The organism is Pseudomonas sp. ArH3a (assembly GCF_022648765.1).
GTDB lineage: Bacteria > Pseudomonadota > Gammaproteobacteria > Pseudomonadales > Pseudomonadaceae > Aquipseudomonas.
Genome location: NZ_CP080330.1, coordinates 1,330,290 through 1,343,016 on the forward strand (window position 1 = coordinate 1,330,290; position 12,727 = coordinate 1,343,016).

The 12,727-nt window shown below is 58.8% G+C and carries 16 protein-coding genes; 9 read left to right on the plus strand and 7 right to left on the minus strand.

Going from position 1 to position 12,727, the window contains the following annotated elements:
- Positions 1 to 10: 10 nt before the first annotated feature.
- The 7 genes from raiA to K0P33_RS06020 all read right to left on the minus strand — a co-directional run bounded on the left by raiA (position 11) and on the right by K0P33_RS06020 (position 5,414).
- On the minus strand, positions 11 to 316 hold the full coding sequence (raiA, locus tag K0P33_RS05990) for a ribosome-associated translation inhibitor RaiA (protein ID WP_010170586.1): 306 nt from the start codon (positions 314 to 316) through the stop codon (positions 11 to 13).
- A gap of 75 nt (positions 317 to 391) precedes the next feature.
- Positions 392 to 1,885 (minus strand): RNA polymerase factor sigma-54, encoded by a 1,494-nt coding sequence (locus tag K0P33_RS05995; protein ID WP_094950429.1) that lies wholly within the window; start codon positions 1,883 to 1,885, stop codon positions 392 to 394.
- Positions 1,886 to 2,069: 184 nt separating this feature from the next.
- Positions 2,070 to 2,795: an LPS export ABC transporter ATP-binding protein gene (lptB, locus tag K0P33_RS06000; protein ID WP_094950430.1), complete on the minus strand. Its 726-nt coding sequence runs from the start codon at positions 2,793 to 2,795 to the stop codon at positions 2,070 to 2,072.
- A gap of 3 nt (positions 2,796 to 2,798) precedes the next feature.
- The gene (gene lptA, locus K0P33_RS06005) at positions 2,799 to 3,347 is read right to left on the minus strand and encodes a lipopolysaccharide transport periplasmic protein LptA (protein WP_094950431.1); all 549 of its coding nucleotides are present in this window, start codon (positions 3,345 to 3,347) and stop codon (positions 2,799 to 2,801) included.
- A complete protein-coding gene (gene lptC / locus K0P33_RS06010) occupies positions 3,334 to 3,906 on the minus strand; it encodes an LPS export ABC transporter periplasmic protein LptC (RefSeq protein WP_242154477.1) in 573 nt (190 codons plus the stop codon). The genes lptA and lptC overlap by 14 nt, the downstream gene beginning before the upstream one ends.
- A gap of 8 nt (positions 3,907 to 3,914) precedes the next feature.
- Positions 3,915 to 4,439 carry an HAD family hydrolase gene (locus tag K0P33_RS06015; protein WP_094950433.1) on the minus strand — a complete coding sequence of 175 codons (525 nt, stop codon included), beginning with the start codon at positions 4,437 to 4,439 and terminating at the stop codon, positions 3,915 to 3,917.
- On the minus strand, positions 4,440 to 5,414 hold the full coding sequence (locus K0P33_RS06020; RefSeq protein WP_094950434.1) for a KpsF/GutQ family sugar-phosphate isomerase: 975 nt from the start codon (positions 5,412 to 5,414) through the stop codon (positions 4,440 to 4,442).
- A 302-nt stretch (positions 5,415 to 5,716) separates the two neighbouring features.
- Between K0P33_RS06020 and K0P33_RS06025 the strand changes: the two genes are divergently transcribed.
- The 9 genes from K0P33_RS06025 (at position 5,717) to hisD (ending at position 12,726) form a co-directional block, all read left to right on the plus strand.
- Entirely contained in the window at positions 5,717 to 6,526 is an 810-nt protein-coding gene (locus tag K0P33_RS06025; protein ID WP_003171811.1) for an ATP-binding cassette domain-containing protein, read from the plus strand.
- Positions 6,526 to 7,323: a lipid asymmetry maintenance ABC transporter permease subunit MlaE gene (gene mlaE / locus K0P33_RS06030; RefSeq protein WP_094950435.1), complete on the plus strand. Its 798-nt coding sequence runs from the start codon at positions 6,526 to 6,528 to the stop codon at positions 7,321 to 7,323. Before K0P33_RS06025 ends, mlaE begins: the two co-directional genes overlap by 1 nt.
- Positions 7,323 to 7,790, plus strand: coding sequence for an outer membrane lipid asymmetry maintenance protein MlaD (gene mlaD, locus K0P33_RS06035; protein WP_094950436.1), 468 nt, complete (start codon positions 7,323 to 7,325; stop codon positions 7,788 to 7,790). Before mlaE ends, mlaD begins: the two co-directional genes overlap by 1 nt.
- 11 nt (positions 7,791 to 7,801) lie before the next feature.
- On the plus strand, positions 7,802 to 8,449 hold the full coding sequence (locus K0P33_RS06040) for an ABC transporter substrate-binding protein (RefSeq protein WP_094950437.1): 648 nt from the start codon (positions 7,802 to 7,804) through the stop codon (positions 8,447 to 8,449).
- Positions 8,446 to 8,751: an STAS domain-containing protein gene (locus K0P33_RS06045; protein WP_094950438.1), complete on the plus strand. Its 306-nt coding sequence runs from the start codon at positions 8,446 to 8,448 to the stop codon at positions 8,749 to 8,751. The genes K0P33_RS06040 and K0P33_RS06045 overlap by 4 nt, the downstream gene beginning before the upstream one ends.
- Positions 8,752 to 8,865: 114 nt before the next feature.
- Positions 8,866 to 9,120: a BolA family protein gene (locus tag K0P33_RS06050; RefSeq protein ID WP_094950439.1), complete on the plus strand. Its 255-nt coding sequence runs from the start codon at positions 8,866 to 8,868 to the stop codon at positions 9,118 to 9,120.
- 23 nt (positions 9,121 to 9,143) lie between these two features.
- Positions 9,144 to 10,409 (plus strand): UDP-N-acetylglucosamine 1-carboxyvinyltransferase, encoded by a 1,266-nt coding sequence (murA, locus tag K0P33_RS06055; protein ID WP_094950440.1) that lies wholly within the window; start codon positions 9,144 to 9,146, stop codon positions 10,407 to 10,409.
- 234 nt (positions 10,410 to 10,643) lie between these two features.
- Positions 10,644 to 11,279, plus strand: coding sequence for an ATP phosphoribosyltransferase (hisG, locus tag K0P33_RS06060; RefSeq protein WP_083360118.1), 636 nt, complete (start codon positions 10,644 to 10,646; stop codon positions 11,277 to 11,279).
- A gap of 127 nt (positions 11,280 to 11,406) precedes the next feature.
- A complete protein-coding gene (hisD, locus tag K0P33_RS06065) occupies positions 11,407 to 12,726 on the plus strand; it encodes a histidinol dehydrogenase (RefSeq protein ID WP_094950441.1) in 1,320 nt (439 codons plus the stop codon).
- Position 12,727: the final 1 nt, after the last annotated feature.

Genomic DNA, 12,727 nt, shown 5'->3' on the forward strand with positions numbered 1-12,727 from the left:
GTGGGGAGTGTTAGCGGCCTGTGCCCTGAAGAAGGCTCTGCTGCTTTTCCTTATGCTTTTTGATTTGGCGATCCAGCTTGTCGGTCAGGTCGTCAATGGCGGCATACATATCTGAATGCTCAGCATTGGCGACGACTTCCCCGCCGGGTATACGCAAGGTGGCTTCGATTTTCTGCTTCAGCTTTTCGACAGTCATGATGACTTGCACATTGGTGATCTTGTCGAAATGCCCCTCAATTCTTTTGAGCTTTTCGCCTATATAGGCGCGCAGCGGTTCGGTCACTTCCAGTTGGTGTCCACTGATATTGACTTGCATACAGCTTCTCCTTCGTTGCCAGTGCATAAAGCGGCGGGTAGGAATACCCGCCACTGGAACGCTATGGCCCGCCCGTCACATCAAACGCTTACGCTCGCTGGAAGGCGCGATCCCGAGGGACTCGCGGTACTTGGCGACGGTTCGACGGGCGACCTGAATGCCTTGTGCCTCCAGTAAACCAGCGATCTTGCTGTCACTCAACGGCTTTTTCTGATTTTCCGCGGCAACCAGTTTTTTGATGATCGCGCGGATCGCCGTGGACGAGCATTCGCCGCCTTCGGAGGTGCTGACGTGGCTGGAGAAAAAGTATTTCAACTCATAAATACCCCGTGGGGTATGCATGAATTTTTGCGTGGTCACCCGGGAAATCGTCGATTCGTGCATGCCCACCGCCTCAGCGATGTCGTGCAGCACCAGCGGTTTCATGGCCTCGTCGCCATATTCCAGGAAGCCGCGCTGGTGCTCGACGATCTGGGTGGCCACTTTCATCAGGGTTTCGTTGCGGCTCTGCAGGCTCTTGATGAACCAGCGCGCTTCCTGCAACTGGTTGCGCATGAAGGTGTTGTCGGCGCTGGTGTCGGCGCGGCGCACAAAGCCTGCGTATTGCGGGTTGACGCGCAGGCGCGGCACCGATTCCTGGTTCAATTCCACCAGCCAGCGCTCGTTGTCCTTGCGCACGATCACGTCGGGAACCACGTATTCGGCTTCGCTGGACTCGATCTGCGAGCCCGGGCGAGGGTTGAGGCTCTGTACCAGCTCAATGACCTGGCGCAGGTCGTCTTCCTTGAGCTTCATGCGGCGCATCAGCTGGCTGTAGTCGCGGCTGCCCAGCAGGTCGATGTAGTCGGTGACCAGGCGCTGGGCCTCAGCGAGCCAAGGGGTCTTGGCCGGCAGTTGGCGCAGTTGCAGCAGCAGGCACTCGCTGAGCGTGCGAGCGCCGATACCGGCGGGCTCGAATTGTTGGATGCGGTGCAGGACGGCTTCGATTTCGTCCAGTTCAATGTCCAGTTCAGGGTCGAAGGCCTCGAGGATTTCATCAAGGGTTTCGTCCAGGTAGCCCTGGTTATTGATGCAGTCGATCAGGGTGACGGCGATCAGGCGATCGGTGTCCGACATCGGCGCGAGGTTCAGTTGCCACAACAAATGGCTTTGCAGGCTCTCGCCGACGGACGTACGGGTGGTGAAATCCCACTCGTCATCATCATTGCTCGGCAGGCTGCTGGCGCTGGTCTGGTAGACGTCTTCCCACGCGGTGTCCACGGGAAGCTCGTTGGGAATGCGCTCGTTCCATTCGCCTTCCTCAAGGTTATCCACCGTCGGGGCGGTTTCCTGATAAGAGGGTTCCTGCACGTCGGCGTTGGGTTTTTGCTCGATGTTGTCGGCCAGCGGGTCTGCATTATCGAAGTCGTCGCCTTCTTCCTGGCGTTCGAGCATCGGATTGGACTCCAGGGCCTCCTGGATTTCCTGTTGCAGGTCCAGGGTCGACAATTGGAGCAGGCGGATGGCCTGTTGCAGCTGCGGTGTCATCGTCAGCTGCTGGCCCATTCTCAGGACTAGCGATGGTTTCATGGCAGGGGCTTAACACCTTATTCGCCGGCGCAATGCGCCATCCACGACAGGGCGCGTGAGCGCCAAACATAAGCAAATTATATGCCTGATATCGGGGGCTTTGCCTAGAGCGCGGTAACAATAAAAAAAACGAGGTTTTTATTGACTCCCGCGCGCCTTGGCGAATGGCCAGACACCACAGTGCTTACAGGCGGAACTCATGGCCCAGGTACACTTCCTTGACCAGTTCGTTGGCCAGGATAGTGGCGGAATCGCCTTCGGCGATCAGCTGGCCATCGTTGACGATATAAGCTGTTTCACAGATATCGAGGGTCTCACGGACGTTGTGGTCGGTGATCAATACGCCGATACCCTTGGCCTTGAGGTGATAGATGATCTGTTTGATGTCGCCGACCGAGATCGGGTCGACGCCGGCAAACGGCTCGTCCAGCAGGATGAACTTAGGCGCAGTGGCCAGGGCGCGGGCGATTTCCACACGGCGACGCTCACCACCGGACAAGCTCATGCCGAGGTTGTCGCGAATGTGGTTGATATGGAACTCCTGCAGCAGGCTTTCCAGCTCCTTGCGGCGGCCATCACGGTCGAGTTCCTTGCGGGTCTCAAGGATCGCCATGATGTTGTCGGCCACTGACAGTTTGCGGAAGATCGACGCTTCCTGGGGAAGATAGCCGATACCTGCGCGTGCACGACCGTGCATGGGCTGATGGCTGACGTCCAAGTCGTCGATCAGTACACGCCCTTGATCCGCCTGAACCAGCCCGACGATCATATAGAAGCATGTGGTCTTGCCGGCACCGTTCGGGCCAAGCAAGCCGACGATCTGGCCACTGTCGATCGACAGGCTCACGTCGCGTACGACCTGACGGCTTTTATAGGCCTTGGCCAGATGCTGGGCTTTCAGGGTTGCCATTCGTTAGTTCGCCTTCTTCGCGTCAGCTTTCTGCTTCGGCTGGATAACCATGTCGATACGCGGGCGAGGTGCGGTGACCTTGCTGCCATTGGCGCGGCCGGCCTGAGCGATCTGCTTCACGGTGTCATAGGTGATTTTTTCACCTTCCGTGGTGTTGCCATCGGTGCTGACCACTTTGGCCTGATCGATCAGGACAATGCGGTTCTGCTGGGCGTGGTACTGGATGGTCTTGCCGTAGCCCTTCATCGGGGCGGTATCGGCGGGCGCCTGCTTCTGTTCGAAATAGGCCAGGTTGCCCACCGACGTCACCACGTCAATATCGCCGGCCGGGGTACGCGTGAGCGTCACCGTGTTGCCGGTGATTTTCATCGAGCCTTGGGTGATGATCACGCCGCCGGTGTAGGTGGCCACACCTTGTTTGTCATCCAGCTGCGCATCGTCAGCCTGAATGTGGATCGGTTGCTGGCTATCGTTCGGCAGAGCCCAGGCGCTCACGCTTCCCAGTGCTGCGCCCAGACCGAGCAAAATAGGGAGGGTTTTAACGAGCCTCATACTGTCCTCTTACGTTCGATAGCAGGTGTATCCTGCTTTCTTTCAAATACGCTTTCATTCCCTTGCCAGTCGATACACCGCCAGCGCCGTCGATTCTAACGTCTTGCTCGGTCTGCGCATATTGCTGTTGTGGGAAAACGGTCATGCGACTGCTGGTAATGATGGTGTCGCGGTTCTTATCGTCGGTGCGTGCAACGCGGACCGAGTCGATCAGTTCTACCTGGGTGCCACCCTTGTTCACCTCACCGCGCTTGCTGGTGACATGCCATGGGAACTCGGTACCGCGGTAGAGGTTCAGGTCGGGGTTGGTCAGTAGGCTGACGTCCGTGGCCTTGAGGTTTTCGACTTTATCGGCGGTCATTTCGTACTGAACCTTGCCGTCAGGCAGGAACTGTATGGTGTGGGCGTTGATGGCGTAATAGGCGATAGCGCTCTCGTCGACGGCCACTACAGGCTTGTCGAGAAAGCGCTCCGGGCTGATATTCCAGTAGCCCACCGCCAGGAACAGCGCGGCGATCACCCCGAATAACAGAAATTTGCGAATCTTTTTGCTCAGCATAAAAAGCTCTATAGGTAGGCGGCGTGGGCCGCTTCAAGACTGCCCTGGGCACGCAGGATCAACTCGCAGAACTCGCGGGCAGCACCTTCACCGCCACGTGCGGTAGTGATGCCATGGGCGTGTTCGCGCACAAATGCCGCGGCGTTCGCGACGGCCATGCCCAGGCCTACCCGGCGAATGACCGGCAGGTCAGGCAGATCATCGCCCAGGTAGGCGACCTGCTCATAGCTTAGGTTGAGCTGTCCAAGAAGCTCGTCCAGAACCACCAGTTTATCCTCGCGGCCCTGATACAGGTAAGGAATCCCCAGGTTTTGTGCGCGGCGTTCCACAACCGGTGTTTTTCGACCGCTGATAATCGCCGTTTGCACGCCCGCAGCCATCAACATCTTGATGCCTTGGCCATCGAGGGTATTGAACGTCTTGAACTCGCTGCCGTCTTCGAGAAAGTACAGGCGGCCATCGGTCAGTACGCCGTCGACGTCGAAAATCGCCAGTTTGATGTTTTTACCGCGTTGCAACAGGTCGCTGGACATTTACATCACTCCCGCACGCAGCAAGTCGTGCATGTTCAGGGCGCCGACCGCGTGATCGTCACCGTCGACGACCACCAGCGCAAGAATCTTGTGGTCTTCCATGATCTTCAGCGCTTCGGCCGCCAGCATTTCAGGGCGTGCGGTCTTGCCGCGTGGGGTCATGACTTCGTCGATCGTAGCCGTTTGAATGTCGAGGTTACGGTCCAGGGTACGGCGCAAGTCGCCGTCAGTGAACACCCCGGCCAGGCGGCCATCGGATTCCAGGATGACTGTCATGCCCAGGCGCTTGAGGGTCATTTCCATCAGGGCGTCCTTAAGCAGGGTACCGCGCGGGACGTGAGGCAATTCATCACCGGAGTGCATGACGTTTTCGACTTTCAGCAGCAGGCGGCGGCCCAAGGCGCCACCCGGGTGGGAAAATGCGAAATCCTCGGCGGTAAACCCGCGTGACTCCAGCAGCGCCACTGCCAAGGCATCGCCCATCACCAGCGCTGCGGTGGTGGAGGAGGTCGGTGCCAGGTTCAGCGGGCAGGCTTCGTGGTCCACGTGAACATTCAGGTTGACCTCGGCGGCCTTGGCCAGCGTCGAGTCCGGGTTGCCGGTAATGCTGATCATCTGGATGCCCAGGCGTTTGATCAGTGGCAGCAGGGTCACGATTTCATTAGTGCTGCCGGAGTTCGACAGCGCCAGGATAATGTCATCCTTGGTGATCATGCCCATGTCGCCGTGGCTGGCCTCGGCCGGGTGCACGAAAAAAGCCGTGGTCCCGGTGCTTGCCAAGGTGGCGGCGATTTTGTTGCCGACATGGCCTGATTTGCCCATGCCGACCACGACAACGCGGCCCTTGCTGGCCAGAATCATTTCGCAGGCGCGTACGAAATCCGCGTCGATATGGGCCAGCAAACCTTCTACGGCTTCAAGCTCGAGGCGGATGGTGCGTTGTGCGGATTGAATAAGGTCGCTGGATTGGCTCATGTCTGAAATCGTATAGCCTGACGAAAAGTCGGCGATTATAGCGGTAATGATCAATTCCCTCACGCAAGTTCGTCAGGGTTTATTCTGCAAGTGCCTAAGATTAGTGCACAGCAACGTTTTTTCCCTGTCCCGAATCTGAACGAGCGCTGTTCCGGCCTTGGGGGCGCTGTACCAGCAGTGATATAGTTCGCCGTCAGTTCGGTCCGCCCAACCCATGTGGCTAACTATTTATTGCGCATCTGTCGCAAACGAATGTCGCAAACATGGTGTCTGAGTGAAAGGCTGCATCCCAAGGAGATTAGATGAGTGCCGATAACGCCTACGCGGTCGAGCTGAAGGGCCTTACCTTCAAGCGCGGGACGCGCAGCATCTTCAATAACGTCGATATTCGCATTCCCCGCGGAAAAGTCACGGGCATCATGGGGCCTTCCGGTTGCGGCAAGACCACCCTGTTGCGCCTGATGGGTATGCAATTGCGCCCTAGCGCCGGCGAAGTGTGGGTCAACGGCCAGAACCTGCCGACCCTGTCGCGCAGCGATCTGTTCGATGCGCGCAAGCATATGGGCGTGCTGTTCCAGAGTGGCGCGCTGTTCACTGACCTCGATGTGTTCGAAAACGTGGCGTTTCCGCTGCGGGTGCACACGCAACTGTCCGATGAGATGATTCGTGACATTGTGTTGCTGAAGCTGCAGGCCGTCGGCCTTCGCGGCGCCATCGACCTGATGCCTGACGAATTGTCCGGCGGCATGAAGCGTCGTGTCGCGTTGGCGCGTGCCATCGCGCTGGATCCGCAAATCCTCATGTATGACGAGCCTTTTGTAGGCCAGGACCCGATCGCCATGGGCGTGCTGGTACGCCTGATCCGCCTGCTCAACGACGCGTTGGGGATTACCAGTATCGTGGTGTCCCACGACCTGGCCGAAACCGCGAGCATTGCCGACTACCTTTATGTAGTAGGCGATGGTCAGGTGCTGGGGCAGGGCACGCCTGAAGAACTGATGAACGCTGATAACCCGCGTATTCGCCAATTCATGACCGGCGATCCCGATGGCCCGGTGCCTTTTCATTTTCCGGCAGCGGACTACCGCTCAGATCTTCTGGGGAAGCGCTGATGCGCAAGACATCTTTACTCGAGAAGGTTCGCCTTTTCGGTCGCTCCGGCATCGATCTGGTCGAAGTGCTGGGGCGTTCGACCATTTTTCTGTTTCACGCACTGCTCGGTCGCGGCGGCATCGGCGGCGGTTTTGGCCTGCTGCTCAAGCAATTGCACTCGATCGGCGTGATGTCCCTGGTCATTATCGTGGTGTCCGGGATTTTCATCGGCATGGTGCTGGCGTTGCAGGGGTTCAATATCCTCTCCAGCTACGGTTCGGAGCAGGCGGTGGGGCAGATGGTCGCCCTGACGCTGTTGCGTGAACTCGGCCCGGTTGTCACCGCCTTGCTGTTTGCCGGGCGCGCAGGGTCTGCATTGACCGCCGAGATCGGCAACATGAAGTCCACCGAGCAGTTGTCCAGCCTGGAAATGATCGGCGTGGACCCGCTCAAATACATTGTTGCCCCGCGCCTGTGGGCCGGCTTCATTTCCCTGCCTCTGCTGGCGATGATCTTCAGCGTGGTCGGTATCTGGGGCGGCTCGTGGGTGGCGGTTGACTGGTTGGGCGTCTATGACGGCTCGTACTGGGGCAACATGCAAAACAGCGTGACCTTCAGCGGCGACGTGCTCAACGGCATCATAAAGAGCATCGTCTTCGCCTTTGTAGTGACCTGGATCGCCGTATTCCAAGGCTATGACTGTGAGCCCACTTCAGAAGGGATCAGTCGCGCCACCACCAAGACCGTTGTGTACGCCTCGCTGGCGGTACTGGGCCTTGACTTCATTTTGACCGCCTTGATGTTTGGAGATTTCTGATGCAAAACCGCACTGTGGAAATCGGTGTCGGCCTTTTCTTGCTGGCTGGCATCCTGGCTTTACTGTTGTTGGCCCTGCGAGTCAGCGGCCTGTCGGCCAGCCCCACCGCCGACACTTATAAACTTTACGCGTACTTCGATAATATCGCCGGTTTGACTGTCAGAGCCAAAGTGACCATGGCCGGTGTAACCGTCGGCAAGGTCACGGCAATCGATCTGGATCGCGACAGCTTCACCGGCCGAGTGACCATGCAAGTCGATAAGAAGGTAGATAATCTGCCGACTGACTCCACTGCATCTATCCTCACTGCTGGTTTGCTGGGCGAGAAGTACATCGGTATCAGCGTGGGCGGGGAAACAGCCTTGCTCAAGGATGGTTCGACAATCCACGACACACAGTCGTCGTTGGTGCTTGAAGACTTGATCGGTAAATTCCTGCTCAATACGGTCAATAAAGACGCCAAATGAGGAATCTGTTCATGATCTCTACCTTGCGACGTGGCCTGCTGGTGCTGCTTGCAGCACTGCCGATGATGGCCAACGCGGCGGGTTCTGCGCACGATCTGGTGCAGGACACGACCAACAAAATGTTGGCTGACCTGACTGCCAACAAAGAGCAGTACAAGCAAGACCCAACGAAGTTCTACGATGCGCTGAATACCATTGTGGGCCCAGTGGTCGATGCCGAAGGCATTTCCCGCAGCATCATGACGGTCAAGTATTCACGCAAAGCTACGCCTGCGCAGATGCAAACATTCCAGGAAAACTTCAAGAAGGGCCTGTTCCAGTTCTATGGCAACGCCCTGCTGGAGTACAACAACCAGGGCATTACCGTTGCTCCGGCCGGGGATGAGTCGGGTGACCGCACCAGCGTTAACATGACCGTTAAGGGCACCAACGGCGCCGTTTATCCTGTGCAGTACACACTGGAGAAGATCAGCGGCGAGTGGAAACTGCGTAACGTGATCATCAACGGCATCAACATTGGCAAGCTGTTCCGCGATCAGTTCGCTGACGCGATGCAGCGCAATGGCAACAACCTGGACAAAACCATCAATGGTTGGGCCGGTGAAGTCGCCAAGGCCAAGGAAGAAACCGACAAACAAGCTGGGAAGCCTGCGCAATGACCGAGTCGGCTGTTCGTCTTGGCGACGCCGGTGAGTTGTTTCTCAGTGGCGTGCTCGATTACCGCTCCGGGCCTGACCTGCGCAAGCAGGGCCAGGCGCTGATCAACAGCAGCAACGCGCCTGCGTTGGTGCTTGATTGCTCGGCGGTGACCAAGTCCAGCAGCGTCGGTCTGTCGTTGTTGCTGTGTTTCATGCGCGATGCTGAAGCGGTCAAGAAGCCGTTCAGCATCCGTGCGTTGCCCGAGCACATGCGCGAAATTGCCGAGGTTTCCGGTATTACCGAACTGTTGGCGCATCCTTAATACACATTATTAAAGAGGCCCCCCGTCAGAGTCCTGCTATGCGGGGTTCGCAGGCGCGGGGCTTTTTTGTATGATGTGCGACCCGTGCGCACTTGGCGCCGATAGAGGTTGAGCATGCAGGCCTACGAAGTTAAGAGCTTCCTTGAAGAAAAGCTGTCGAATAGCCTTCCTTCACAAGTGCAGGTTGAAGTTGAAGGCGAAGGCTGCAACTTCCAGCTGAATGTGATTAGCGATGAACTGGCGGCACTGAGCCCGGTCAAGCGTCAACAGCAGATCTATGCCCATTTGAACCCGTGGATCACCGATGGCAGCATCCACGCGGTCACTATGAAATTTTTCAGCCGCGCGGCCTGGGCCGAGCGCACCTGAGCCCCCAAGGCGTCGAGATTCTTATGGATAAATTGATTATTACCGGCGGTGTCCGCCTTGATGGCGAGATCCGCATTTCCGGTGCGAAAAACTCCGCCTTGCCGATCCTGGCAGCGACCCTGCTGTGCGATGGCCCGGTGACTGTGGCCAACCTGCCGCACCTGCACGACATCACCACCATGATCGAACTGTTCGGTCGCATGGGCATTGAGCCGGTGATCGACGAGAAGCTGTCTGTCGAAATCGACCCGCGCACTATCAAGACCCTGATCGCTCCGTACGAATTGGTGAAAACCATGCGTGCGTCGATCCTGGTACTGGGCCCGATGGTTGCCCGTTTTGGTGAAGCCGAAGTGGCGTTGCCTGGCGGTTGCGCCATCGGTTCGCGTCCGGTCGACCTGCACATCCGTGGCCTTGAAGCCATGGGCGCCACCATCGACGTCGAAGGCGGCTACATCAAGGCCAAGGCGCCAGAAGGCGGCTTGCGCGGTGCCAATTTCTTCTTTGATACCGTCAGCGTGACCGGTACCGAGAACATCATGATGGCCGCTGCCCTGGCCAACGGTCGCAGCGTGCTGCAAAACGCCGCGCGCGAGCCTGAAGTGGTCGACCTGGCCAACTTCTTGATCGCCATGGGTGCCAACATCACCGGCGCCGGCACCGACACCATCACCATCGAGGGTGTTAAACGCCTGCACTCGGCCACCTACAAAGTGATGCCCGACCGTATCGAGACCGGCACCTACCTGGTGGCTGCCGCCGTGACCGGTGGTCGCGTCAAGGTTAAGGACACCGATCCGACCATCCTTGAAGCCGTCTTGGAAAAACTCAAGGAAGCGGGTGCTGAAATCACCACCGGTTCCGACTGGATCGAGCTGAACATGCACGGCAAGCGGCCAAAAGCTGTCAACGTGCGTACTGCTCCGTACCCGGCGTTCCCGACCGACATGCAAGCGCAGTTCATCTCCTTGAACGCGATTGCCGAAGGCACCGGTGCCGTGATCGAGACCATCTTCGAAAACCGCTTCATGCACGTGTATGAACTGCACCGCATGGGCGCCAAGATCCAGGTCGAAGGCAACACGGCCATCGTTACCGGCATCGAGAAGCTCAAGGGCGCGCCAGTCATGGCCACCGACCTGCGTGCCTCGGCCAGCCTGGTGATCTCGGCGCTGTGCGCTGACGGCGATACCCTGATCGACCGCATCTACCACATCGACCGTGGTTACGAGTGCATCGAAGAAAAACTGCAGATGCTCGGCGCCAAGATCCGCCGCGTACCGGGCTAGTCCCCGGAACTGCAAATACCTTTACTGTGGTGAGGGAGCTTGCTCCCGCTGGGCTGCGCAGCAGTCCCGCTCTTGGGGGCCGCTTTGCGACCCAACGGGAGCAAGCTCCCTCGCCACAGGAAGGTGTTTGTTGTTAAATGGTTTGTTTCAAATCGAGGCTGTAATGGCCTCGATCTGTGTCTGGCGCCGTTTGCGACCGGACAGCAATAGCCTGATGAAGGACTGACGTTTCCCATGTTGACCATCGCACTGTCCAAGGGCCGCATCCTTGACGACACTTTGCCGCTTCTGGCTGAAGCGGGCATCGTGCCGACCGAGAATCCGGACAAGAGCCGCAAGCTGATCATCCCTACGACCCAGGACGACGTTCGCCTGCTGATCGTTCGGGCTACCGACGTGCCGACCTACGTTGAACATGGCGCGGCCGACCTCGGTGTGGCCGGTAAAGACGTGCTGATGGAATACGGCGGCCAGGGCCTGTACGAGCCGCTGGACCTGCGTATCGCCCTGTGCAAGTTGATGACCGCCGGCCGCGTCGGTGACGTCGAACCTAAGGGCCGCCTGCGCGTGGCAACCAAGTTCGTCAACGTCGCCAAACGTTACTACGCCGAGCAGGGCCGTCAGGTCGACATCATCAAACTCTACGGCTCGATGGAACTGGCCCCGCTGATCGGCTTGGCCGACAAGATCATCGACGTGGTCGACACCGGCAACACCCTGCGTGCCAACGGTCTCGAACCCCAGGATTTTATTGCCGACATCAGCTCCCGTCTGGTCGTCAACAAAGCTTCAATGAAGATGCAACACGCCCGAATCCAGGCGTTGATCGACACCCTGCGCAAGGCAGTGGAGTCTCGACACCGCGGTTGACTCACCTGCGCGGCCCTAGGCCGCGCCCGTCTATCCGCCTCATAGCCAGAATTCTCAGGTGCCCAAGCGGATCGACTGCTAACTTTCGGCGCCTGAGTATTTTTGCCAATCCTATGAGGCCCTCGCTATGACCACGTCCACTGCAATTGCCCGACTCAACGCTGCCGACCCGGATTTCGCCCATCATCTGGATCATCTGCTGAGCTGGGAAAGCGTGTCCGACGACTCGGTCAACCAGCGGGTGCTCGACATCATCAAGGCCGTGCGCGAGCGCGGCGATGCGGCGCTGGTGGATTTCACTCGCCAGTTCGATGGCCTCGACGTGGCGTCGATGTCCGACCTGATCCTGCCGCGCGAGCGTCTGGAGCTGGCTTTGACGCGCATCACTGCGCCACAGCGTGAAGCCCTTGAAGTCGCGGCAGCACGGGTGCGCAGCTACCACGAAAAACAGAAGCAGGATTCCTGGAGCTACACCGAGGCCGACGGCACGGTGCTGGGCCAGAAGGTTACGCCGCTGGACCGCGCTGGGCTGTACGTGCCCGGCGGTAAAGCCTCGTACCCATCGTCGGTGCTGATGAACGCGATCCCGGCCAAGGTGGCGGGCGTGACCGAAGTGGTCATGGTGGTGCCAACCCCGCGCGGTGAAATCAACGAGCTGGTGCTGGCGGCCGCGTGCATTGCCGGTGTGGACCGCGTGTTCACCATCGGCGGCGCTCAAGCCGTTGCCGCGCTGGCCTATGGCACCGAGAGCGTGCCGAAGGTCGACAAAGTGGTTGGCCCCGGCAATATCTATGTGGCCACCGCCAAGCGCCACGTGTTTGGCCAGGTCGGTATCGACATGATCGCCGGCCCCTCGGAAATCCTCGTGGTGTGTGACGGCCAGACCGACCCGGACTGGATCGCCATGGACCTGTTCTCCCAGGCCGAGCACGACGAAGACGCCCAGGCAATCCTGGTCAGCCCTGACGCCGCGTTCCTCGACAAGGTCGCCGCCAGCATCAACAAGTTGCTGCCGACCATGGACCGCGCCGAGATCATCGAAAAGTCGATCAATGGCCGTGGTGCACTGATTCTGGTGCGTGACATGGAACAGGCCATCGAAGTGGCCAACCGTATCGCGCCGGAGCACTTGGAATTGTCCGTTGCCGACCCACAAGCCTGGCTGCCGTCGATTCGCCACGCGGGTGCGATCTTCATGGGCCGCCACACCAGCGAAGCCCTGGGCGACTACTGCGCCGGCCCCAACCACGTGTTGCCGACCTCCGGCACCGCACGGTTCTCGTCGCCTCTGGGGGTGTATGACTTCCAGAAGCGTTCGTCGATCATCTTCTGCTCGCCACAAGGCGCTTCCGAACTGGGCAAGACCGCTTCGGTGCTGGCCCGTGGTGAATCGCTGAGCGCCCACGCTCGCAGCGCCGAATACCGCATCCTTGAAGAGGGGAAATAAG

Bases quoted from the DNA above. Each gene is read 5' to 3' on its own strand.
- raiA (WP_010170586.1), bottom strand. From the start codon at position 316: ATGCAAGTCAATATCAGTGGACACCAACTGGAAGTGACCGAACCGCTG.
- K0P33_RS05995 (WP_094950429.1), bottom strand. From the start codon at position 1,885: ATGAAACCATCGCTAGTCCTGAGAATGGGCCAGCAGCTGACGATGACA.
- lptB (WP_094950430.1), bottom strand. From the start codon at position 2,795: ATGGCAACCCTGAAAGCCCAGCATCTGGCCAAGGCCTATAAAAGCCGT.
- lptA (WP_094950431.1), bottom strand. From the start codon at position 3,347: ATGAGGCTCGTTAAAACCCTCCCTATTTTGCTCGGTCTGGGCGCAGCA.
- lptC (WP_242154477.1), bottom strand. From the start codon at position 3,906: ATGCTGAGCAAAAAGATTCGCAAATTTCTGTTATTCGGGGTGATCGCC.
- K0P33_RS06015 (WP_094950433.1), bottom strand. From the start codon at position 4,439: ATGTCCAGCGACCTGTTGCAACGCGGTAAAAACATCAAACTGGCGATT.
- K0P33_RS06020 (WP_094950434.1), bottom strand. From the start codon at position 5,414: ATGAGCCAATCCAGCGACCTTATTCAATCCGCACAACGCACCATCCGC.
- K0P33_RS06025 (WP_003171811.1), top strand. From the start codon at position 5,717: ATGAGTGCCGATAACGCCTACGCGGTCGAGCTGAAGGGCCTTACCTTC.
- mlaE (WP_094950435.1), top strand. From the start codon at position 6,526: ATGCGCAAGACATCTTTACTCGAGAAGGTTCGCCTTTTCGGTCGCTCC.
- mlaD (WP_094950436.1), top strand. From the start codon at position 7,323: ATGCAAAACCGCACTGTGGAAATCGGTGTCGGCCTTTTCTTGCTGGCT.
- K0P33_RS06040 (WP_094950437.1), top strand. From the start codon at position 7,802: ATGATCTCTACCTTGCGACGTGGCCTGCTGGTGCTGCTTGCAGCACTG.
- K0P33_RS06045 (WP_094950438.1), top strand. From the start codon at position 8,446: ATGACCGAGTCGGCTGTTCGTCTTGGCGACGCCGGTGAGTTGTTTCTC.
- K0P33_RS06050 (WP_094950439.1), top strand. From the start codon at position 8,866: ATGCAGGCCTACGAAGTTAAGAGCTTCCTTGAAGAAAAGCTGTCGAAT.
- murA (WP_094950440.1), top strand. From the start codon at position 9,144: ATGGATAAATTGATTATTACCGGCGGTGTCCGCCTTGATGGCGAGATC.
- hisG (WP_083360118.1), top strand. From the start codon at position 10,644: ATGTTGACCATCGCACTGTCCAAGGGCCGCATCCTTGACGACACTTTG.
- hisD (WP_094950441.1), top strand. From the start codon at position 11,407: ATGACCACGTCCACTGCAATTGCCCGACTCAACGCTGCCGACCCGGAT.